This window comes from Micrococcus sp. CH7 (assembly GCF_001595485.1).
Lineage (GTDB): Bacteria > Actinomycetota > Actinomycetes > Actinomycetales > Micrococcaceae > Micrococcus > Micrococcus luteus.
Window position 1 is genome coordinate 41,685 of record NZ_LOSQ01000001.1, and the last position, 21,227, is coordinate 62,911.

At 73.6% G+C, this 21,227-nt stretch carries 18 protein-coding genes; 6 read left to right on the forward strand and 12 right to left on the reverse strand.

The genetic code is table 11. The features are described from left to right. Positions 1 to 152: 152 nt before the first annotated feature. The 3 genes from AUV08_RS00185 to pth all read left to right on the forward strand — a co-directional run bounded on the left by AUV08_RS00185 (position 153) and on the right by pth (position 2,855). Entirely contained in the window at positions 153 to 1,463 is a 1,311-nt protein-coding gene (locus AUV08_RS00185) for an O-antigen ligase (RefSeq protein ID WP_231862090.1), read from the forward strand. A gap of 185 nt (positions 1,464 to 1,648) precedes the next feature. Next, positions 1,649 to 2,272, forward strand: coding sequence for a 50S ribosomal protein L25/general stress protein Ctc (locus AUV08_RS00190; RefSeq protein ID WP_061867410.1), 624 nt, complete (start codon positions 1,649 to 1,651; stop codon positions 2,270 to 2,272). A 7-nt stretch (positions 2,273 to 2,279) separates the two neighbouring features. Further along, positions 2,280 to 2,855, forward strand: a complete 576-nt coding sequence (gene pth / locus AUV08_RS00195) for an aminoacyl-tRNA hydrolase (RefSeq protein ID WP_010079281.1) — start codon at positions 2,280 to 2,282, stop codon at positions 2,853 to 2,855. Positions 2,856 to 2,898: 43 nt separating this feature from the next. On the opposite strand, the gene AUV08_RS00200 is transcribed toward pth, so the two are convergent. Both AUV08_RS00200 and AUV08_RS00205 read right to left on the reverse strand, forming a co-directional pair. Next, the gene (locus tag AUV08_RS00200; protein ID WP_061867409.1) at positions 2,899 to 3,474 is read right to left on the reverse strand and encodes a low molecular weight phosphatase family protein; all 576 of its coding nucleotides are present in this window, start codon (positions 3,472 to 3,474) and stop codon (positions 2,899 to 2,901) included. Between the two features lie 83 nt (positions 3,475 to 3,557). Next, positions 3,558 to 4,085, reverse strand: coding sequence for a DUF2505 domain-containing protein (locus AUV08_RS00205; RefSeq protein ID WP_061867408.1), 528 nt, complete (start codon positions 4,083 to 4,085; stop codon positions 3,558 to 3,560). A 184-nt stretch (positions 4,086 to 4,269) separates the two neighbouring features. On the opposite strand from AUV08_RS00205, the gene AUV08_RS00210 reads away from it, so the two are divergent. Together AUV08_RS00210 and mfd are read left to right on the forward strand one after the other, a co-directional pair. Next, a complete protein-coding gene (locus AUV08_RS00210) occupies positions 4,270 to 5,316 on the forward strand; it encodes a MauE/DoxX family redox-associated membrane protein (protein ID WP_061867407.1) in 1,047 nt (348 codons plus the stop codon). Further along, entirely contained in the window at positions 5,313 to 8,969 is a 3,657-nt protein-coding gene (gene mfd / locus AUV08_RS00215; RefSeq protein WP_061873025.1) for a transcription-repair coupling factor, read from the forward strand. Before AUV08_RS00210 ends, mfd begins: the two co-directional genes overlap by 4 nt. A 6-nt stretch (positions 8,970 to 8,975) precedes the next feature. Here the strand turns inward: mfd and AUV08_RS00220 are convergent, their stop codons facing one another. The 8 genes from AUV08_RS00220 to AUV08_RS00255 form a co-directional block, all read right to left on the reverse strand. Beyond that, on the reverse strand, positions 8,976 to 9,308 hold the full coding sequence (locus AUV08_RS00220) for a PqqD family protein (RefSeq protein WP_061867405.1): 333 nt from the start codon (positions 9,306 to 9,308) through the stop codon (positions 8,976 to 8,978). Beyond that, positions 9,298 to 10,185, reverse strand: a complete 888-nt coding sequence (locus AUV08_RS00225) for a nucleotidyltransferase family protein (protein WP_061867404.1) — start codon at positions 10,183 to 10,185, stop codon at positions 9,298 to 9,300. The genes AUV08_RS00220 and AUV08_RS00225 overlap by 11 nt, the downstream gene beginning before the upstream one ends. Positions 10,186 to 10,487: 302 nt before the next feature. Then, entirely contained in the window at positions 10,488 to 11,327 is an 840-nt protein-coding gene (locus AUV08_RS00230; protein ID WP_061873026.1) for a low molecular weight phosphatase family protein, read from the reverse strand. Then, positions 11,324 to 12,391 (reverse strand): acyltransferase family protein, encoded by a 1,068-nt coding sequence (locus tag AUV08_RS00235; RefSeq protein ID WP_061867402.1) that lies wholly within the window; start codon positions 12,389 to 12,391, stop codon positions 11,324 to 11,326. Before AUV08_RS00235 ends, AUV08_RS00230 begins: the two co-directional genes overlap by 4 nt. Before the next feature lie 78 nt (positions 12,392 to 12,469). Continuing rightward, the gene (locus AUV08_RS00240; protein WP_061867401.1) at positions 12,470 to 12,775 is read right to left on the reverse strand and encodes a hypothetical protein; all 306 of its coding nucleotides are present in this window, start codon (positions 12,773 to 12,775) and stop codon (positions 12,470 to 12,472) included. A 58-nt stretch (positions 12,776 to 12,833) separates the two neighbouring features. Continuing rightward, positions 12,834 to 13,523 carry a deoxyribose-phosphate aldolase gene (gene deoC / locus AUV08_RS00245; RefSeq protein WP_061867400.1) on the reverse strand — a complete coding sequence of 230 codons (690 nt, stop codon included), beginning with the start codon at positions 13,521 to 13,523 and terminating at the stop codon, positions 12,834 to 12,836. A 20-nt stretch (positions 13,524 to 13,543) separates the two neighbouring features. Further along, positions 13,544 to 15,274, reverse strand: coding sequence for a phospho-sugar mutase (locus AUV08_RS00250; RefSeq protein WP_061867399.1), 1,731 nt, complete (start codon positions 15,272 to 15,274; stop codon positions 13,544 to 13,546). Further along, on the reverse strand, positions 15,274 to 16,119 hold the full coding sequence (locus AUV08_RS00255; protein ID WP_002854392.1) for a purine-nucleoside phosphorylase: 846 nt from the start codon (positions 16,117 to 16,119) through the stop codon (positions 15,274 to 15,276). The genes AUV08_RS00250 and AUV08_RS00255 overlap by 1 nt, the downstream gene beginning before the upstream one ends. A gap of 73 nt (positions 16,120 to 16,192) precedes the next feature. Between AUV08_RS00255 and AUV08_RS00260 the strand changes: the two genes are divergently transcribed. Next, entirely contained in the window at positions 16,193 to 17,623 is a 1,431-nt protein-coding gene (locus AUV08_RS00260; protein WP_084785984.1) for an NAD(P)H-quinone dehydrogenase, read from the forward strand. 123 nt (positions 17,624 to 17,746) lie between these two features. Here the strand turns inward: AUV08_RS00260 and AUV08_RS00265 are convergent, their stop codons facing one another. After that, entirely contained in the window at positions 17,747 to 19,183 is a 1,437-nt protein-coding gene (locus AUV08_RS00265; protein WP_061867397.1) for an MFS transporter, read from the reverse strand. A 171-nt stretch (positions 19,184 to 19,354) separates the two neighbouring features. Further along, positions 19,355 to 21,211 (reverse strand): biotin carboxylase N-terminal domain-containing protein, encoded by a 1,857-nt coding sequence (locus AUV08_RS00270; protein WP_061867396.1) that lies wholly within the window; start codon positions 21,209 to 21,211, stop codon positions 19,355 to 19,357. Between the last annotated feature and the right edge of the window lie 16 nt (positions 21,212 to 21,227).

Consider the following 21,227-nt stretch of genomic DNA (forward strand, 5'->3'; position numbering starts at 1 on the left):
CATGGACGGGGATGCGCGGGCCGTTGTGGCCAGGAAACGCACAGGTCCACGGTATCAAGACCCGCCGCACGGTCTGAGGACCCGGGGACGACGCCCGCCACCGCGCTACGCTGAGCCGCGTATCGCCCGGCGTCCATGAAAGGTTCCGCACCATGCGCTCGAGCACGCCCCATAACCGGACGGCTGCCCGCGCTATGGGGGCCGTCGCGCCACCCGAGGCCCGGCCGGCCAGGCGCCACGCCTCGCTCGGCCTCGTCGAGGACGGTCAGGCCGCGTGGACCCGCTCTCCGTGGAACCCGCTGGTCACGTCGGCCTCACCGCGGCTGTTCGAGGCCGTGCTGGCCACCGGCCTGGTGGTGGAGGCGTTCAGCGCTCCCGGCCTGCCGATCCCGTTCGCAGAGTTCTCCGCGATCCTTCTGCTGCTCCTCGCCTCGTTCCGAGAGCCCCGCCGGGACCTCTCCCACTACGGCGTGCTGGCCCTCGTCGCACTGGCCCTGGTGGCGTATCTCGTCGCGGTGACCGTGCACAACGACCTCGACCCCACGCGTCGCGCCACGAGGATCACGCTCCTGATCCTGCTGATCTACGCCATCGCCAGCGAGAGGATCGACATCAAGGGCGTCCTCTACGGGATGACGGCCGGTGCACTGATCAACGTGCCCCTCTTCTACGCGGGCCTGGTCCCGGACGCCTACGGGGGCTACCTCACCGGCTTCCTCGGGGACAAGAACGTCTCCGGCCTCTTCTATGCGCTCCTGCCGGTGCTGCTCGTGGCCACCATGCAACGCATGGGCCCGAAACTCCTCGTGCTGGGTGCCGGCTCCGTCTTGACCTTCCTCACCGGCTCGCGGACCTCGATGGCCGCGCTGTTCTGCGCGGTCGTGTGGATCCTCGTGAGCCCCTACCTGGGGCGGGTCCTGCGGATCGCACTGGGGGTCGTCATGGGTTGGTTCGTCAGCTGGGCCGAGGAGAACCTGGCCGACCTCGGCATCTTCGGAGACCGCACGGGCACGGACTGGTTCCGGGCGCAGATCCAGGCGGCGTCCGTGGAGAAGGTGGCGGAGACGTCCTTCTTCGGCCAGGGCCTCTCCACGGCATTCGTGGACCTGGACCACGTGTCCATGTTCTTCCACAACTCCTACCTGGGGCTCCTCGTGGAGGGCGGCTGGCCGTTCCTGGTCGTGGTGGTCGGCGCCTACCTCTGGCTGTGCCTGCGGCCCTTCGCCCGGACGCACCGCTCGCCTTCCCGTGTCGCCGTCGAAGCGGCCGCCCTCATCATCCTCGTGGCCTCGCTCCAGCTGGGGGAGGTGTTCATCACGATCTTCGGCGCCATCGTGCTCGGTTGCGGACTCCTGCTGAGCGCCCAGGAGGACGAGGAGGACCATGGCGCCCCCGCGAAGGACCGGGCCCACCGCCGCAAGCTGGACCGCATCATCGAGCGGTCCCGACGCGCGGGCCGCTGAACGCGTCGAGCACCACCGGTGCTATCCTGTCCGGGTTGCCCAGGCGAGGGAGCGTGCGCTCCGTGATCGACGAGGCCGCCGCCGCGCGTCAGCATGCTGACCCGCTGCGGCACTGAAGCCCCCTCCTGGCCGCATCCCGCGCCGCCCCCGGCTGCGCGGCCGAGACCCCCACAGGAGGACGCATCATGTCTGACCAGCTCAAGATCAAGGTCACCCGCCGCACCGACTTCGGCAAGGGCGCCGCCCGCCAGGCCCGCCGCGCCGGCCTGATCCCCGCCGTCGTCTACGGCCACGGCCAGGAGCCCGTGCACCTGCTGCTGCCGGCCCAGGAGACCACCCTGGCCGTCCGGAACCCCAACGCCCTGCTCACCGTCGTGAACGAGGCCGGCGAGGAGCACCTGGTCCTGCCCAAGGACATCCAGCGCCACGCCATCAAGGACACCGTGGACCACCTGGACCTCATCGCGGTCCGTCGCGGCGAGAAGGTCGTCGTCGAGGTCACCGTGCAGGTCGAGGGCGAGGTCGCCCCCGGCAACGAGTACGTGCTGGACTACGTCACCGTGCCGGTCGAGGCCGAGGCCACCGACCTGCCCGAGGCCGTCACCATCTCCATCGAGGGCCGCGAGGCCGGCGACCATGTGTACGCCACGGACGTGCAGGTCCCCGCCGGCGCCACGCTGCAGCTCGAGGACGACATCGCCATCGCCACCGTCAACGAGGTCCTCGAGCAGGACCTCGGCGACGAGTCCGTGCAGGAGGAGCAGGCCGCCGAGTCTGCCGAGGGCGAGTCCGAGGGCTCCGAGGACTGATCACGCCATGACGACGGGGACCACGCTCATCGTCGGGCTCGGCAATCCCGGGCCCGAGTACGAGCGCACCCGTCACAACGTCGGCCAGATGGTGGCGGATGAGCTCGCCTCCCGCATGGGGGTCGGGTTCACCCGCCACCGGGCCGGCGCCGTGGTGGCCACGGGTCGCCTCGGCATCGGGGGACCGCGGGTCGTGCTCGCGAAGTCCACCGGCTACATGAACGTCTCCGGACGCCCCGTCTCCGCGCTGGCGTCCTTCTACGGGATCGGCCCCGAGGACCTCGTGGTGGTCCATGACGAGCTGGACATCCCGTTCGACACCCTGCGTCTCAAGCGCGGCGGGGGAGAGGGCGGCCACAACGGCCTGAAGTCCATCACCGCCTCGCTCGGCACGAAGGACTACGCCCGCGTGCGCGTCGGCATCGGCCGCCCCCCGGGCCGCATGGACGTGGCTGACTTCGTGCTGCGCCCCTTCACCAAGCCCGAGCAGGACGTCCTGCCGCTGCACGTGGACCGCGCGGCGGACGCCGTCGAGAAGCTCGTCACGGACGGTCTCGAGCCCGCCCAGCAGGCGTTCCACTGACCTCCCGCCCCGCGACATCCTCGACGGGGGCTCAGCCCCACGCTCAGGGGGCCGGGGTCACGGCACGGGCCAGAGCGTCCGCGATGGTCTCCAGGGCGGGATCCATGATCTGGATCATCTCCGCGTACCCCTCCACCGGCCCGCGGAACGGGTCCACGACGTCGAGGGGCTGGGCGGTCGACCGCGCGAGGGCCCGGTGGCGGGCCGCCTCGGCGGCGAAGGCACGCACTCCGCGACCGGCGGGGATCCAGTCCCGCCCGTCCCGCTGGTCCATCGCGCGGACCAGCGCCGCGAGCTCCAGCACGGTGAACACCCGCGCGACGGCCTGCGGCACTTCTTGGAGTGCGAAGCGCATGTGGTCCTGAGCCGCGGCCAACACGAGATCCGCCTCCGCCACCATGAACGGCTGCAACGCGGCGGGACGGTGGCCTTCCAGCCCGGTGACGCCGGCCTCGGCGCCGAGCCGCACGAGCGGCGGCGGCACCGTCAGGGCCTGGTTCGGCTGGGAGCCGGCGCTGCCGACCTCCACCCGGCCGGGGACCAGAGCCGCCAGCCGGCCCTGCAGGGCCCGGCTCGCATAGGCCGAGCGGCACACGTTGCCGGTGCACACGATGAGCACGGCGTCCGGCGAGGGGAGGGCCCGGCGCCCCCGCCGGGCAGGCGGAGCCGAGCTCGACAGCGCCGGGCGACGGGAGAACGAGATCAACCGCGCGCGGCTCCGCCGTCACGCTCGAGCCACGAGGACAGCGCCCGGGCCTGGTGATTGACGAGCTTGCCGACCATCGGCTCGGCCTTCGCGGCGAGCTTCGAGCCCACCAGCGGGATCCGGCAGACGAGGGTGCCGTCCACGGAGAACTGGGAACCCTCACCGGCGGCGGTCAGGCGGAGGGCGCCGTCCGCCGTCGTCTTGGCGGAGGGAACGGTGATGGTGGTGGTGCCGGCGCGGGAGCCGTCCGCGGCGGGCGCGTCCCAGCGCTCCACCTGCTCCACCTGGAGGGCGGAGCCGATGAGCTTGCGGGCCATGTCCGGGACACGGTCCGGGATCCGGTCCGCGGGCAGGGAGCGCACGGCGGTGACGGTCATCGCTCCCTCCGGGGAGCCCTCCACGGAGAACGAGACCAGGGAGCCGCCGAAGGACTCGACCACGGAACGGTGGAAGTCCTCGGACGCCAGGGCGGCTGCCACGGCCGCCGGCGGGTGCGGGATGGACTGCTGGGCGGAAAAGGCCACGGTGTCTCCTCGGGGTCAAGTCGGGCCGCGCCCGGCGGGCCGTGAGAGGGCCGGCACCGGTTCGCCGACGGCGATGGGCGTCCATCCCTCACCTTATATGCTGGCCTCCGCGACCCGGGTCCCGTGCACGGCGCCGGGACCGGCCGCGCGACCCCTCGTGAACCCCCTGGAAGGTGTGTCCGCCATGTCGGCACTCTGGGCCGTGGCCCTCATCATGCTCCTGAGCGGGACGGCGAAGCTCCGTTCCGGCGAGGACGTGCAGGCCACGTTCACCCGACTCAGGGTGCCCCGTCCGTTCGCGGCCCCCGCCCTGGCGCGCGCGTTCCCCTGGCTCGAGCTGCTGCTCGCCGCCGCTCTCCTGCAGCCCTTCACCCTGCTGCGTCCGGTCGTCGGCCTGGTGGCCGTGGCCCTCTTCGCCGCCTTCCTCGCGCTCGTGGTCCGGGCCCAGGACGACGGCGTCTCGTGCGGCTGCTTCGGCGAGGCCTCGGCCGCCCCGATCTCCCGCACCACCGTGGTCCGCAACGTCGTCTTCCTGGTCCTCGCCGTCCTGGCCCTGGCCGAGGGGATCGTCTCGCTGGCGGTGCACGGCGCGGGCCTGGCCTGGCAGCCGCTCACCGCCTTCGGCGCCGGGGCGTGGGCGTGGGCCCTGCTCGTGTCCGTGCTGCTCGCGACCGCCGCGTTCCTGGCCGGCCGCGAGTCCGTCCCGGCCACGCCCGACGCCGCCCCGGCGACGCCCACGCCCGAGGCCCCGGCCGCCCTCGACCCGGCCGACGGCGCCGAGCCCGAACGCCACCCGTTCCCGGACGCCGTCGTGGTCGCGGACGGCGCGTACACGGGTCTGCACCGGCTGGTCGCGGACGGGGCCGTGGTGGCCCTGCGCCTGTCCACGGGGTGCGGCTCCTGCACGCGGGTGATCGAGCGGCTGGACGAGTTCAAGGACGCGCTCGGGCCGGTGCGGCTGCGGGTCCTCATGCCCCAGCGCGCCCCCGGCGCCGAGGGGGCGATCCACAGCGGCGCCGTCGACGCGTCGCTCGTGCTCGCCGACCCGGCCGGCGCCGCCTCGCAGGCCCTCGGCCTGCACTCGTTCCCCACCGCGGTGCTGCTCGGCACGGACCGGCTCACCGCCGGCGGCCCGGTGGGCGGCGCCGACGACGTCCTTGCCTTCCTCGAAGAGATCCGGGAGATCATGACCACCGAACTGCCCGCCGCCACCCCGGAGGTCCGCGCATGAGCGCCCCCGAGACCACCCCCGTCCTCGCCCCGCTGCTGCCGCGCCTGCGCGCCGAACGCGCGCTCGAGGCGGCCGCCGCCTCCGCCTCCCGGCCGCTCGAGTCCCGGGGCGTCGAACTCGAGATCGGTCTGCCCGACGGCGCCCGCGCGCCCCTGCTGACCGTCCTCGCCGAGGCGCTGGCCGAGGGCCACGGCGAGCGCGCCGCCGTCCTCGTGGTCACCGCCACCACCCGCGAGGCCGAGGACCTCGTGACCGACCTGGCCGCCTGGGCCCCCGCCGGTGCCGCCGCGCTGTTCCCGTCCTGGGAGACGCTGCCCCACGAGCGCCTGTCCCCGCGCTCGGACACCGTGGGCGCGCGCCTGGCCGTGCTGCGCCGCCTCGCCCACCCCGAGGAGCACGCGGAGGGCCCGCTGCGGATCGTCGTCGCCCCCGTGCGCGCCGTGCTGCAGCCCCTCGTGGCCGGGCTCGGCGAGCTGAGCCCCGTGACCCTGCGGACGGGGGAGGAACGGGACTTCGACGGCGTGGTGGCCGCGCTCGCGGACGCCGCCTACTCGCGCGTGGACATGGTCAGCCGCCGCGGCGAGTTCGCCGTGCGCGGCGGGCTGATCGACGTGTTCCCGCCCACCGAGGACTACCCCGTGCGCATCGAGTTCTTCGGCGACGAGGTGGAGCAGATGCGCTGGTTCTCCGTGGCGGACCAGCGCTCCCTCGAGGACACCACGGAGGACGGCTCGGGCCACCCCTCCGAGCTGTACGCGCCCCCGTGCCGCGAGCTGCTGATCACGGACCACGTGCGCCGGCGCGCGAAGGAGCTGATCCCGGCCATGCCCGCCGCCGCGGACATGCTGGACCGGATCGCCGAGGGCGTGGCCGTGGAGGGCATGGAGTCCCTCTCCCCGCTGCTGGCCGAGGCCATGACGTCGCTGCCCCGCATGCTGCCCACCGGGTCGCTGACCGTCCTCGTGGAGCCCGAGCGCCTGCGCGGCCGCGCCGACGACCTGCTGGCCACCAACGAGGAGTTCCTCCAGGCCGCGTGGGCCGGCGCCGCGCAGGGCGCGGTCGCCCCGGTGGACGTGGCCGGGGCGGACCAGTCCGCCGCGGGCGGCTTCCTCACGGTGGCCGAACTCCGCGCGGCCGCGCTCGAGCAGGACCAGGGGTTCTGGTCCGTCACCGCGCTGGTCTCGGACGCCGAGCTGCTGCCCGACGCCGCCACCCTGCGCGCCACCCTCGGCGTCGCGCAGACCTTCTCGGGCGACATCGAGGCCATGGTCGCGCACACCCGCGTCCGGCTCGCGGAGGGGTGGCATGCCGTGGTCCTCACCGACGGTCCCGGCTCCGCCCGCCGTCTCGCCGAGCTCAACGCGGAGGCCGGCCTCACGGCCTCCGTGGTGGACGGGCCCCTGCCCGCCGACCTCGCCCCGGGGCGGGTCTCCATCGCGACGGCGCCCGTCGGCTCCGGCTTCACGATCCCGGACGCGCAGATCGCCCTGATCACGGAGCACGACCTCTTCGGCCGGCACCGCACCGCGGGCACGCGCGCCCCCGGGGCGCGGCTGGCCCGGAAGCGGCGCAACGCCGTCGACCCGCTGACCCTGCAGCCCGGCGACCACGTGGTGCACTCCCAGCACGGCATCGCCCGCTTCGTGGAGCTGCAGCGTCGCAAGGTCACCGGCGGCCCGCGCACCGCCCCCGGCGCCGAGGAGTCCTACCGCGAGTACCTCGTGCTGGAGTACGCGCCCTCGAAGCGCGGCGCCCCCGGCGACCGGCTGTTCGTGCCCACCGACCAGCTCGACCTGATCTCCACCTACGTGGGCGGGGAGACGCCGTCGCTGTCCAAGATGGGCGGCTCGGACTGGGCGCAGACCAAGTCCAAGGCCAAGCGCGCCACCCGCGAGATCGCCGGCGAGCTCATCCGTCTGTACTCGGCCCGCATGGCCTCGCGCGGCCACGCGTTCGCCCCGGACACCCCGTGGCAGGGCGAGCTGGAGGAGGCGTTCCCGTTCATCGAGACGCCGGACCAGCTGACCACCATCGAGGACGTCAAGAAGGACATGGAGGCGGCCGTCCCCATGGACCGGCTCGTCTCCGGCGACGTCGGCTTCGGCAAGACCGAGGTGGCCGTGCGCGCCGCGTTCAAGGCGGTGCAGGACGGCAAGCAGGTGGCCGTGCTCGTCCCGACGACGCTGCTCGCCCGCCAGCACCACCAGACGTTCTCCGACCGGTTCGCCGGCTTCCCCGTGAAGGTGGCCGCGCTCTCCCGGTTCCAGACCGCCAAGGAGTCCAAGGAGGTCGTCGAGGGGCTCGCGCACGGTGAGGTGGACGTGGTGATCGGCACCCACCGGCTGCTCTCCGACCAGGTGCAGTTCAAGGACCTGGGCCTGGTGATCGTGGACGAGGAGCAGCGCTTCGGCGTCGAGCACAAGGAGGCGCTGAAGAAGATGCGCACCAACGTGGACGTGCTCGCCATGTCCGCCACGCCCATCCCGCGCACCCTCGAGATGTCCCTCACCGGCATCCGCGAGACATCCACGCTGGCCACCGCCCCGGAGGAGCGCCACCCGGTGCTCACCTCGGTGGGCCCGTACTCGGACCAGCAGGTCACCGCGGCCATCCGCCGCGAGCTGATGCGCGAGGGCCAGGTGTTCTACGTGCACAACCGCGTCACCACCATCGACAAGGTGGCCAAGCGCATCGCCGAGCTGGTGCCGGAGGCGCGGATCGCCGTCGCCCACGGCAAGATGAGCGAGGCCCGGCTCGAGCAGATCATGGTGGACTTCTGGGAGCGGAAGTTCGACGTGCTCGTCTCCACCACGATCATCGAGACCGGCCTGGACATCGCCAACGCCAACACCCTGATCGTGGAGGACGCCCACCGCTACGGCCTCTCGCAGCTGCACCAGCTGCGCGGCCGCGTGGGCCGTGGCCGCGAGCGGGCGTACGAGCACTTCCTGTACGACCCGCAGAAGCCCCTCGGCGAGGTGGCCCTCGAACGCCTCAAGGCCGTGGCCACCCACAACGAGCTCGGCGCGGGCATGCAGCTGGCCATGAAGGACTTGGAGATCCGCGGCGCCGGCAACCTGCTGGGCGGGGAGCAGTCCGGCCACATCGCCGGCGTGGGCTTCGACCTCTACCTACGGATGGTGGGCGAGGCCGTGGCCGACTTCAAGGGCGAGGAGGACACCGCGCCCGCCGAGGTGAAGGTGGAGCTGCCGGTCAACGCCCATCTGCCGCACGACTACGTGCCGGGGGAGCGGCTGCGCCTGGAGATGTACCGCAACCTCGCCCAGGCCGCGGACGACGCCGCCGTGGACGCCGTGGTGGAGGAGCTCAAGGACCGCTACGGCCCGCTGCCGGAGCCGGTGGAGGCGCTCGTCGCCGTCGCCCGGTTCCGCAACCGGGCGCGGGCCGCGGGCGTCACCGAGGTGATGCTGCTGGGGCAGAACGTGAAGTTCGGCCCCGCCGCGGACCTGCCGGAGTCCCGTCAGATGCGCCTGACCCGCATGTACAAGGGCGCCCAGGTCAAGCCGGCCCTGAACGGCGTCCTCATCCCGCGTCCCAAGACCAAGCCGGTCATGGGTCAGGACCTCGTGGACGTCCCGTTGCTCGAGTGGGCGCAACAGGTGGTCGACGCGATCTTCGCGCCGGAGGGCTGAGGCGGGTCAGGCCGTCCGCACGCGGACGAGGACGCCGTGCGCCTCGAGCATCTCGAGGAAGGCGTGGACGTCGGCTGCGACGTCGGCGGGGTCGAGGCCGAACGCCTCCGCCACCTGGACCGTGACGTCCGACGCGGACAGCGGCGCCGGCGGATCCGCGACCAGGTCGTCCGCCGGGGTGCGGCCGCCCACGAGGACGTCCCAGATCACGTCGCCCGAGGCGCTCAACAGCAGCGGCTGACCGGCCTCGAGCGTCATGACGACGGCCTGGCCGCCGGCGGTGCGGGCCCACGCGATGTCGGGGGCGAGGGCCCAGCCCTCGGTGGTCTCAACGGTCACGGCGCACCGCCTTCGCCCAGGCCCAGCCGGCGAGTGCGCCGAGCCGGGCGCGCTGCTCGCGCCACAGGTCCGCGCGGGTGACGGGCCGGCCCAGGCGCATCTGCAGATGGGGGCGGTTCACCGGGATCGTGCGGGCCACGAGGACGGCCCGCTCCCGCGCCGTGGCGGCCGACTGCCACCGGGTGCGGAACAGCTCGAGACCGCTCTGGCTCTCGTGCAGCGCCGCGAAGAGGGTCAGCTGCCGGGTGTCGACGCCGTCGGCGGCCTCGCCCGTGGCGACGTGCCAGGCCGCGCCCGCGTCAAGCCGGTGGGATTCCTCGCGCAAGGCTACCCAGCTCTCGGCGGTGAGGGATTCCCGAATGTGCCGGACGTCGAGGCCACCGCGGAACGGGTCGCGGGCCGCGTGGACGATCACGACGAGCCGCTGGTGGCGCGGGCTCGGCACCGGAACGGGCCGGCCCGCGATCACGAGGTGGGCGTGCTCGCTCCACAGGGCGTCGAAGGCCGCCTCGGGGGACGCGCCGAGGCCGGGGAAGAGCCGATGCACGTCCACATACCCCAGCTGGTCGTGCCAGAGCGTGGCCGCGTGCTGGAAGATCGACCCCTCCGAGAAGTCAGCGACCGGTTCCCAGGCGTGGGCGTGCAGGAGCTCGATGACGGCGGTGGCATCGGCCGGATGGACCAGCAGGTCCACGTCCGAACTGCGGCGGTGCTCCGGGTAGACGCCGGGCTCCGTGGCGTAGCCCTTGACGTGCAGGCCGCGAATGCCGACCCGGTCCAGCAGATGCGTGATGCGGGCGTGGGCGAGGCGGACGCGGACCTCGAGGTCCAGGGACGGCGGGGCGGCCGGTCGCTGTCCCGTCGCTCGTTCTCCCATGGCCGCGAGCTTAGTCGACCCAAAGGAGGCCCGGCGGTGACTGTGCCGGATGCCCGGTGCAAAGTTAAAGGGGGTTCAGGTGGATTCGTGGACTGACGGCGCGAGACCCGTACCTCCATGGCGGGCTTGGCGTGCGCCGTCCTGTGGCTCTGGTCGACGCCGCAGATGGGGGTGGCGTCGTGCTCGTCCTCGCCATCCTCGGCGCCTACGCATTCTTAGGCTGCGCCTGTCCGCCCCCCGGCTGCGCACCCCTGCGCGTGGCAGTGGAGGCGGCCCCGTCCCCGATCTCTGACGCCGGCCGGTCAGGCGCCCGTCGGCTCCTCGTCCACGACGTCCCCGTCGAGGGCCCGGGCGATCTCCCACGCCAGCAGCTCGACGATCGGCTGCGCGGTCTGCGCCATCGCGGCGTAGCCCTCGGCGGGGCCGCGGAACGGGTCCGGCAGATCCGCGTCCGGCCGCTCCCCGTGGGCGATCAGGCGGGAGCGCAGCTCCGCCAGCGCCGTGACGAGCGCGGTGACGCCCGCGCCCGGAGGGACCGCCGCGGCGAGCTCCTCGCCGTGGTCGCGCAGGAGGGTGCCCATGCCGAGGATCGTGAAGGTCCGGCGCACCGCCGCGGGGTCCTCGCGCAGCACCTCGTCCAGGTGGTCGTCCGTCGCGGTCAGGACGAGGTCCTGGTCGGCCAGCGAACGCCCGGTCAGCTGCTGCGGTCGATGCTGCGTCAACGCGGCGCGGACTCGGCGGCTCGGTGCGAGGTCGAGCAGCGGGCCGGGGACGGTCAGCGCCTGGTTCGGTTCCGTGCCCGCGCTCGTGACCACCGCGCGGCCCCGGTCGCCGAGCAGGGCGTTGAGCTGCGCCTGCAGCGCGTACTCCACGTAGGCGGAGCGGCAGATGTTGCCCGTGCACACGACGAGGACGCGGGCGCTCGGCACGGGGCCGGGGACACGGTCGGCCGGGTGGGGGCGGAACGCCGGGCCGAGCCGGAACTCGGCGAGGCGATCCTCCCGCCCCGTGGAGGCCGCCGGGGCGCCGGCGTCACCGCCGTCACCCGCCGGGTGGCCGCCGTCGCGGGCCGGCACCTCGGGCTCCTGCGGCGTCGGCGGCAGGAACGGATTGCGGATCGGGGGGCGATGATCCCTGCTCATGGTTGTGTCCTCTCCGAGGCGGTCGTGACGCGCGGCAGCGCGGACGTGACGGGGTGCGGGGGCTCCACGCGTCGCAGGCGGTGCACCGGGTGCCAGCGGCGGCGCGCCCCCGTGAACGGCTTGGACAGGGGGGTGGCGAGCAGGGCGAGGCCTGCCAGCCAGCTGAGGGCGAGCGCGAGGGCGAACTTGACGGCGTTGTCCTCCACGCCGTGGCGCGTGACCCACATCAGCACCCAGCCGTGCAGCAGCACCACCACCGTGCCCGTCCGGACCAGGGCGGTGATGGCGCGGCGCAGGGCCTGCCCCGTCCCGGTGCGTCGGGCGAAGGAGCGCAGCAGCCCCTCCACCGTGGAACCGAACACGAGCACCATCCCCGCGGACATCAGGACGCCCACGGCAGGGGTGAGCACCGGCGTGCCGAAGCCGCCGAACTTGATGTTGGGCGGCTCCAGGCCCAGCCGGACCGCGACCAGACCGAGCAGCACCAGGCCGACGCCGATGAGCGTCCGATGGCGCCGCACGTGCGGCTGGACGCGGCGGCGGAACGTCTCGCCGCTGAGGACGAACAGCAGGCACGGCAGGGCCAGCCCGACGCCCAGAGGCGTGCGGGCGATCGCGGAGTCCGGCACGAAGTGGGCCCACGCCAGCCCGGCCAGGCCCACGGCCCAGGCGACGGCGGACGGGAAGCGCTCGAGGAATCGGCGCAGCACCGTGGTGAAGAACAGGACGGAGATGAACCAGAACGCCCACCACGGGGGCTCCTGGTCCGCGCCCCCGTACCAGCCGGTGATCATCAGGCGCCTCAGGAGGTCGGGGTCGTCGGCGAACCACGCGAACGCGGCCACGGACATGAGCGCCGCCCACACCAGGTACGGCACCATCAGGCTCCGGAAGCGGCCCCGCACGTCCGTGGCCCAGGGGCGGCCGCGCGTCCAGAAGTAGCCGGTGAGGAAGAAGAACAGCGGCATCCGCCAGATCTCCAGGTACCGGCTGAAGGTGAGGTCCGTCAGGTACGCGTGACCCAGCACCACCGCCGCGATGGAGACAAGCCGAAGGGCGTCCACCCCCGTGTTGCGGGTGGACGCCCTTCGGCGCGCGGCGGCCGGACGACCTGTGTCAGCGATCCTCGGCTCCGGGACGGCTCAGCGGTGCGCGGCGCCGGTCTCGACGGCGTGGGCGCCGGAGGCGGCGTGCTCGACGACGGGACGGGTGTGGATGGCGGTGGTGTCCACGGTGTCGCTGCGGCCCAGGAACGCCTGGGGGATCATGAAGGCCACAGTGGCCAGGGCCAGCGCGATCAGGCCGGGGATCCAGACCGACTCGAGCGACCAGAAGCCCATGGCGTAGAGGCAGCCGAGGAACGCGCCGAAGGCGACGATGAAGGCGATCAGGGAACCCCAGACGCCGCCCACGTTGGAGTGGTCGATGGCCTTGCCGTTGCGGATCACGTGATGCTCCTTCGGTGCGGTCCCGGCCGGGGCGGACGCCCGGCCGAAATGATGCGAGTCAGTCGGATCCCAGGATAGCAAGCGCGGAGCTGGCCCCGATCCGGGTGGCGCCGGCCTCGATCATCGCCAGGGCGTCCGCGCGGGTGCGCACCCCGCCGGAGGCCTTCACGCCGATGCCCTCGCCCACGGTGCGGCGCATCAGCGCGACGTGCTCGACGGTGGCGCCCGCGGTGGAGAAGCCCGTGGAGGTCTTCACGAAGTCCGCCCCGGCCTCGACCGCGGCCTCGCAGGCCAGGACGATCGCGTCGTCGTCCAGCAGGGCGGTCTCCACGATCACCTTGAGCAGCGCCCCGCCGTCGCCCGCGGGGCCGTCCGCGTGCGCGGCCTCGGCCACGGCGCGGACGTCCGCGACGAGCCGGGCGCGGTCCCCGGCACGGGCCGCGGCGACGTCGAGGACCATGTCCACCTCGTCCGCGCCGGCGTCGATCGCCTGCCGGGCCTCGAAGGCCTTGACCTCCGAGGCGTTGGCGCCGAGGGGGAAGCCGATCACGGTGCAGGTCAGCACGTCCGAGCCCGCGAGCTCGGCGGCCACCAGCGGCACCCACACGGGGTTGATGCAGACGCTCTTGACCCCGGCCGCGCGGGACTCGGCCACGAGGCGGCGCACGTCCGCCTCCGAGGTGTCGGCCTTCAGGGCGGTCGCGTCGATGTACTTCGCCAGCTCGGCGGTGGTGAGGGAGACGGTCATGTCCGCCAGCCTACCGAGGCTCAGCCGCCCACGAGGGCCGTCACCTCGGCGCGCAGCGCCTCGAGCCGCTCGGCGGCCGCGGCCGGGTCGGCGTCCCGGGTGCCGAGGTAGCACTTGAGCTTCGGCTCGGTGCCGGAGGGGCGCACGAGGACGCGGGTGCCGGAGTCGGTGGCGAACAGCAGCGCGTCCGTCGGCGGCAGCCCGTCCCCGCCGGCGGCCAGGTCCCGGCGCACGGTGACCGGCTCGCCCGCGAGCGTGGCCGGCGCCTGCTGACGCAGGGCCGCCATGGTGCGGGCGATCAGGGACAGGTCCGCCACGCGGACCGAGACCTGGGCGCTGGGCATGGCGCCGGTGACCGCGTCGACGTCGGCCAGCGCGTCCGTCAGGCCGCGTCCCTGCGCCTTGAGGGCGGCGGCCAGCTCCGCGGCTATGAGGGCGGCCGTGATGCCGTCCTTGTCCCGCACCATGTCCGGGTCCACGCAGTAGCCGAGGGCCTCCTCGTAGCCGAAGCCGAGGTCCGGGGCGCGGGAGATCCACTTGAAGCCGGTCAGCGTGACGTGGTGCGTCACCCCCTTCGCCTCGGCCAGGGCGGCCAGCTGCGGGGAGGAGACCACGGAGTTCGCGGCGCTGCGGCCGGTTGCGTGCAGGGCCGGCATCGCGTGCGCGCCCAGCAGCGTCCCGACGGCGTCGCCCGAGAGCATCCGCCACGTGCGGACACCGTCCGCGTCGGTGACGGGCGCGGCCAGGGCCAGGCGGTCGGCGTCGGGGTCGTTGGCGATCACCAGGTCCGCGTCCACCTCGGCGGCCAGGGCGAGGGCGAGGTCCATCGCCCCCGGCTCCTCCGGGTTGGGGAACGCGACCGTGGGGAAGGCCGGGTCCGGGGCGGCCTGCTCGGCCACCACGTGGACGGGGCCGAAGCCGGCGTCCTCGAGCAGGCCCGGGACCACGGCGCCGCCCACCCCGTGCAGGGGCGTGTAGACCACGCGCAGGTCGCGGTGGCCGTGCCGGTCGTCGTCGAGCACGCCGAGGGCCGCCGCGCGGTAGGCCTCCAGCAGGTCCGGCCCGGCCACGGTCCAGCCGTCGTCGGCGAGCGGGATGTCCGCGGCCCACGCCGCGTGGTCGATGCGGGCGGCGATCTCCGCGTCCGCGGGGGAGACGATCTGCGCCCCGCGACCCGCCTCGTCCGTGAGCCGCCCGCCGAGGTAGACCTTGTAGCCGTTGTCCGCGGGCGGGTTGTGGCTGGCCGTGACCATCACGCCCGCGTCCGCGCTGAGATGGCGCACCGCGAAGGCGAGCACCGGCGTCGGCAGCGGGTCCGGCAGCAGGACGGTCTGCACGCCCGCGGCCGTCAGGACGGCGGCCGTGTCCGCGGCGAAGGCGGCCGAACCGCGCCGCGCGTCGTACCCGACGACGGCCAGCGGCGGGGCCGCGTCCCGTCCGACGCCGTCCCACAGGTGGGCGGCCAGACCCGCCGCGGTGCGGCGCACCACGAGCCGGTTCATGCGGGACTCGCCCGGGCCCTCCTCGGCGCGCAGGCCGGCGGTGCCGAAGGCGAGCGGCCCGGCGAAGCGCGCGGCGAGCACCGCCCGGGCGGCCGCGGCCTCCGGGCCGACGCCGGCGGCCGCGTCGAGCTCGGCGCGCAGGGTGTCCCGGTGCGCGGGGTCGGGGTCCTCCGCCGCCCACCGCTCAGCCCGGGCGAGGACGTCCTCCGGGAGCGCGGCGACGTCGTCGTGCGGGGGATGCGCGGGCATCAGAGCCGCCCCACGATGTCCGCGAGCAGACGCGCGATGCGCGGGCCGGCGGCCTGGCCGGCCTCGACGACCTCGGCGTGGGACAGCGGCGTCTCCGAGATGCCGGCGCCGAGGTTGGTCACCAGCGAGATGCCGAACACCTCCAGCCCGGCGTGACGGGCCGCGATCGCGTCCAGTGCCGTGGACATGCCGACGAGGTCGCCGCCGAGGGTGCGCGCCATCCGCACCTCGGCGGGGGTCTCGTACTGCGGGCCGGCGAACTGGACGTACACACCCTCGCGCAGGGACGGGTCCACCTCACGGGCGATCGCGCGCAGCCGCGGGGAGTAGAGGTCGGTCAGGTCCACGAACGTGGCGCCGGCGAGCGGGGTGGCGCCGGTGAGGTTGATGTGGTCCGCGATCAGGACGGGGGTGCCCGGGGCGATCTCCGGGTCCAGGCCGCCGCAGCCGTTGGTCAGCACCACGGTGCGCGCCCCGGCGGCGGCGGCGGTGCGGACGGTGTGCGCCACGGCCTGGGCGTCGCGGGACTCGTAGAAGTGCGTGCGCGAGCCGAAGACGAGGGCGTGCGTGCCGTCCGGCAGTCGGACCGAGCGGATCACCGCGTTGTGGCCGGGCACCTTCGGGGCGTGGAAGCCGGGCACCTCGGCCAGCGGCACGGCGGCGACCTCGTCGCCGATCAGGCCGGCGGCCTCGCCCCAGCCAGAGCCGAGGACGACGGCGACGCGGTGCTCCGCCACGCCCGTCGCCCGGGCGATGGTGTCGGCGGCCGCGCGGGCCTCGGCGAAGCCCGGATGGTCGCCGGTCAAGGGGGAGTCGGGGGAGGGGATGCTGGTCTGGTCGGTCACGTCGTGGAGTCTAGGCGGTGTCCCGTGGGCGCGGGCTAGGACTTTCCCGTCCGCGGCGGACACAATGGAGCCCGTGACCGAGGAAAACAGCACCTTCATCCCGTCCCTGACCATCATCGGCGGCGGCCCCGGCGGCTACGAGGCCGCCATGGTGGCCGCGAAGCTGGGCGCCCGCGTGACCCTGGTCGAGCGCCAGGGGTTGGGCGGCGCGGCCGTCCTCACGGACGTGGTCCCCTCCAAGACGCTGATCGCCGCCGCCGACTCGATGCGCCGCGTGGGCGCCTCCGTGGACCTGGGCGTCGACCTCGGCGGGGGCGACGTCCACGCGGACATGGGCCGGGTCGGCCACCGCATCCTGAACCTGGCCCACGAGCAGTCCTCGGACATCCGCGCGGGCCTCGAGCGGGTCGGCGTCCGGGTGATCGACGGCGTGGGCCGCGTCGTCGGCCCCCACGAGGTGTCCGTCCGCGCCCTCGACGACGCCGACGCCGGCGCCGAGCCCGAGATCATCACCTCGGACGCGATCCTCGTGGCCGTCGGCGCGAGCCCCCGCGAGCTGCCCACCGCCGTCCCGGACGGCGAGCGGATCTTCAACTGGAAGCAGGTCTACAACCTCAAGGAGCTGCCCGAGCACCTGATCGTCGTGGGCTCCGGCGTCACCGGCGCCGAGTTCGCCTCGGCCTACAACCGCCTCGGCGCCAAGGTCACCCTCGTCTCCTCGCGCGACCGCGTGCTCCCCGGGGAGGACGCCGACGCCGCCGAGCTGCTCGAGAAGGTCTTCGAGGACAACGGCCTCAGGGTGATCGCCCGCTCCCGGGCCGAGTCCGTCGAGCGGACCGAGACCGGCGTACGCGTCCATCTCTCCGGCGAGGGAGCCGAGGACACTCCGTGGATCGAGGGCTCCCACGCGCTGGTGGCCGTCGGCGGAGTGCCGAACACGGCGGGCCTCGGTCTCGACGACGTGGGCGTGAAGCTGGCCGACTCCGGCCACGTGCTCGTGGACGGCGTCTCCCGCACGTCCGTGCCGAGCATCTACGCGGCGGGCGACTGCACGGGCAAGCTCGCGCTCGCGTCGGTGGCGGCCATGCAGGGGCGCATCGCCGTCGCCCACCTGCTCGGCGACGCCCTCAAGCCGCTGCGCCCGCACCTGCTGGCCTCGAACATCTTCACTTCCCCGGAGATCGCCACCGTGGGCGTCACGCAGGCGCAGGTGGACTCCGGCCAGTACCAGGCGGACGTGCTGCGCCTGGACTTCCACACCAACCCTCGCGCCAAGATGTCCGGCGCGGAGGAGGGGTTCGTGAAGATCTTCGCCCGTCAGGGCTCCGGCACCGTGATCGGCGGCGTGGTGGTCTCGCCGCGCGCCTCCGAGCTGATCTACGCGCTCGCGCTCGCGGTCACGCACAAGCTGCACGTGGACGACCTCGCGGACACCTTCACCGTGTACCCGTCCATGTCCGGGTCGATCGCGGAGGCGGCGCGCCGCCTGCACGTGCGCATCTGACCCAGAGACGACTTTCGGTCGTGAGATAGGGCCTATCTCACGACCGAAAGCGTCCATTCCCCCGATGTCACGTTCGAAAGTGCGGGCGTGGGGCGCGGGGGGAGCGCCGGGGGCGGGCCGGGGTCAGCGCGCGGCGCGGCGCTCGCGGGCCGAGGTGACGGTGTCGAGGTCCGTGTGGCGGGTCTCGGGGGAGAGCGCCAGTGCGATGACGGTGATCGCGGACGCGGCGGCCAGGTAGTAGCCGACGTAGGCGACGTCGAACTTCTGCACCAGCCAGGCGGCGATGAACGGGGTCAGCGCGGCGCCGAGGATCGAGGACACGTTGTAGGCGATGCCGGAGCCGGTGTAGCGCGTGTTCGTGGGGAACAGCTCGGGCAGCACCGCGGACATCGGCCCGAAGGTCAGGCCCATGAGCGTCATGCCCGTGGCCAGGAACGCCAGCATCAGCGGCACGTTCAGCTCCGCGCCCACGCCCATGTTCTCCGGCGAGAGCCACAGGCCGAACGAGAGGCCGAACAGCACCATGAGCACCGAGATCACGATCAGGGTGGGGCGGCGGCCGAAGCGGTCCGCCAGCAGGCCGGAGACCGGCACGAACGCCGCGAAGAACAGGATGCCGACCAGCTGCAGCACGAGGAACTCGGCGTAGGGGACACCCAGGAAGCCGTTGGCCGGCTTGCCGATCGCGTAGGAGAGGATCCACGTGGTCATCAGGTAGAAGAGCACGTAGGTGGCGTACATGACGAAGGTGCCCAGGATCAGCTCCCACCAGTTGCGGCGGAACACCTCGCCCAGCGGCGCCTTCACACGCTGGTCGCGGTCGAGGGCGCGTTGGAAGACCGGGGTCTCCTCGAGCTTGACGCGGACGTAGAGGCCCACGGCCACCATCACGATCGAGAGCAGGAACGGCACGCGCCACACCCACGTGAGGAACGGGCCGTCGAGCACCGGGCTCGTGGAGTCGTGGCCGAAGCCGAGCACCAGCGCGAGGAACAGGCCGTTGGCCAGCAGGAAGCCGATCGGCGCGCCGAGCTGCGGCCACATGGCCGCCTGCGCGCGCTTGCCGTCCTTGGCGTACTCGGTGGCCAGCAGGGCGGCGCCGGACCATTCGCCGCCGAGCCCCAGGCCCTGGAAGAAGCGCAGCAGCGTCAGCATGGCCGGCGCCCACAGGCCGATCTGGTAGTACGTGGGCAGCAGGCCGATGAGGAACGTCGCGATGCCCATGGTCAGCAGCGAGCCGATGAGCGTGGTCTTGCGGCCCACGCGATCGCCCAGGTGGCCGAAGACGACGGCGCCCAGCGGCCGGGCGACGAACGCCGCGCCGAAGGTGGCCATGGAGGCCAGCAGGGCCGTGTTGTCGTCGCCGCCCGCGAAGAAGATCAGCGGGAACACCGAGACGGCGGCCGTGGCGTAGATGTAGAAGTCGTAGAACTCGATCGAGGTGCCCACGAGGGAGGCGATGATGACCCGCGAGCGGGGCACCTCCTCCGCGGTGGCGACCGCGTCCGACGTGAGATCGGTGGGGGCGCCCGGGTTCACGGGCGGGGTGGAGTGGGACATGGTGTCTCCCTGGTATGACGGGCACAGGGGGTCGCGAGCGACCACGATGTGAGACGAAGATGCGTGTCAGGTTAAGCCTCGTCGCGCCGATCTGCGAGAGTCACATCCTCGTCGTCCACCATGTGGAACCAGTCCGCGACGCCGGCGCTCCCCGCCGTCGTCGCCGGCGGCTCACTCCGCGTCGGCGATGGTGGCGATCACCGTGCCGGCCGTGACCGTCTGGCCCGGCTCGACCTCGAGACCGCTGACCACGCCCGCGCGGTGGGCCGCGAGCGGCTGCTCCATCTTCATGGCCTCCACGACCACGATCAGGTCGCCCTCGGCCACGGTCTGGCCGTTCTCGGCGGCGACCTTCACCACGGTGCCCTGCATCGGGGCGGTCAGCGCGTCCGTGCTGACGGCCGCGGCCACCGGTGCGCCGCGCTTGCCGCGGGGCCGGCGTCGTCCCGCACCGGCCCGCTGGGCGGCGCCGGAGATCGTGTGCAGGGCCTCGCCCCACGTGGGCAGGGTGACGTCCACGCGCTTGCCGTTGACCTCCACGGTCACGGTGTGGCGCGCCTCGCGGGGGGCCGGCTCGGCCGGGGTGAGGGCGCTCGGCTCGATGCGGTTCGCGAACTCCGTCTCGATCCACCGGGTGTGCACCGAGAACGGCTCCTCCGAGCCGGCGATCTCGGGGGCGAAGGCGGGGTCGCGCACCACGGCGCGGTGGAAGGGCAGCACCGAGGGCATGCCGACGATCTCGGCCTCGCGCAGGGCGCGGGCGGCGCGCTGCAGGGCCTGGCGGCGGTCCGCACCGGTGACGATCAGCTTGGCGACCATGGAGTCGAAGGCCCCGGACACGGTCTCGCCCTCCACCACGCCGGAGTCCACGCGCACGCCCGGGCCGCTGGGCATGCGGAACGTGGTGAGCCGGCCGGGGGCGGGCAGGAAGTTGCGGCCCGGGTCCTCGCCGTTGAGGCGGAACTCGATCGAGTGGCCGCGGGGCTGCGGGTCCGTGTAGCCGAGGGCCTCGCCGCGGGCCAGGCGGAACTGCTCGCGTACGAGGTCGATGCCGGTGATCTCCTCGGAGACCGGGTGCTCCACCTGCAGACGCGTGTTCACCTCGAGGAAGGAGATGGTGCCGTCCTGGCCCACGAGGAACTCGCACGTGCCCGCGCCGACGTAGCCGGCCTCCTGCAGGATCGCCTTGGAGGACTCCACGAGGCGGGCGTTCTGCTCGTCCGTGAGGAACGGCGCCGGGGCCTCCTCCACGAGCTTCTGGTTGCGGCGCTGCAGCGAGCAGTCGCGGGTGGAGATCACGACGACGTCGCCGTGCACGTCCGCCAGGCACTGCGTCTCCACGTGGCGCGGCTTGTCCAGGAAGCGCTCCACGAAGCACTCGCCCCGGCCGAACGCGGCCACGGCCTCACGGACCGCGGACTCGTAGAACTCGGGGATCTCCTCGCGCGTGCGAGCCACCTTGATGCCGCGGCCGCCGCCGCCGTAGGCCGCCTTGATGGCCACCGGCAGGCCGAACTCGTCCGCGAACGCGACGACCTCCTCCGTGCCGGTCACGGGGGAGGTGGTGCCCGGCGCCAGCGGGGCGCCGACCTTGGTGGCCAGCTGGCGGGCCGAGACCTTGTCGCCCAGCCGATCGATCGCCTCGGCAGGCGGGCCGATCCACACGAGGCCCGCGTCGGCCACGGCGCGCGCGAAGTCCGCGTTCTCGGAGAGGAAGCCGTAGCCGGGGTGCACGGCGTCCGCGCCCGCGCGCTCGGCGGCGTCGAGGATCTTGCCGATCACCAGATAGGAGTCGGCGGCGGTCTCCCCGCCGAGGGCCACGGCCTCGTCCGCGAGCGTCACGTGCAGGGCGTCCCGGTCCGGCTCGGCGTAGACGGCCACGGAGGTCAGCCCCTCGTCCTGGCAGGCCCGGATGATGCGCACGGCGATCTCGCCGCGGTTGGCGATCAGCACCCGGGAGAACCGGCGCTCCGCCGCGGGGTCGACGGGCGGGACGACCGAGGCCTGCGGTGCGTCGGCGATGCTCATGGGCGATGGACTCCTC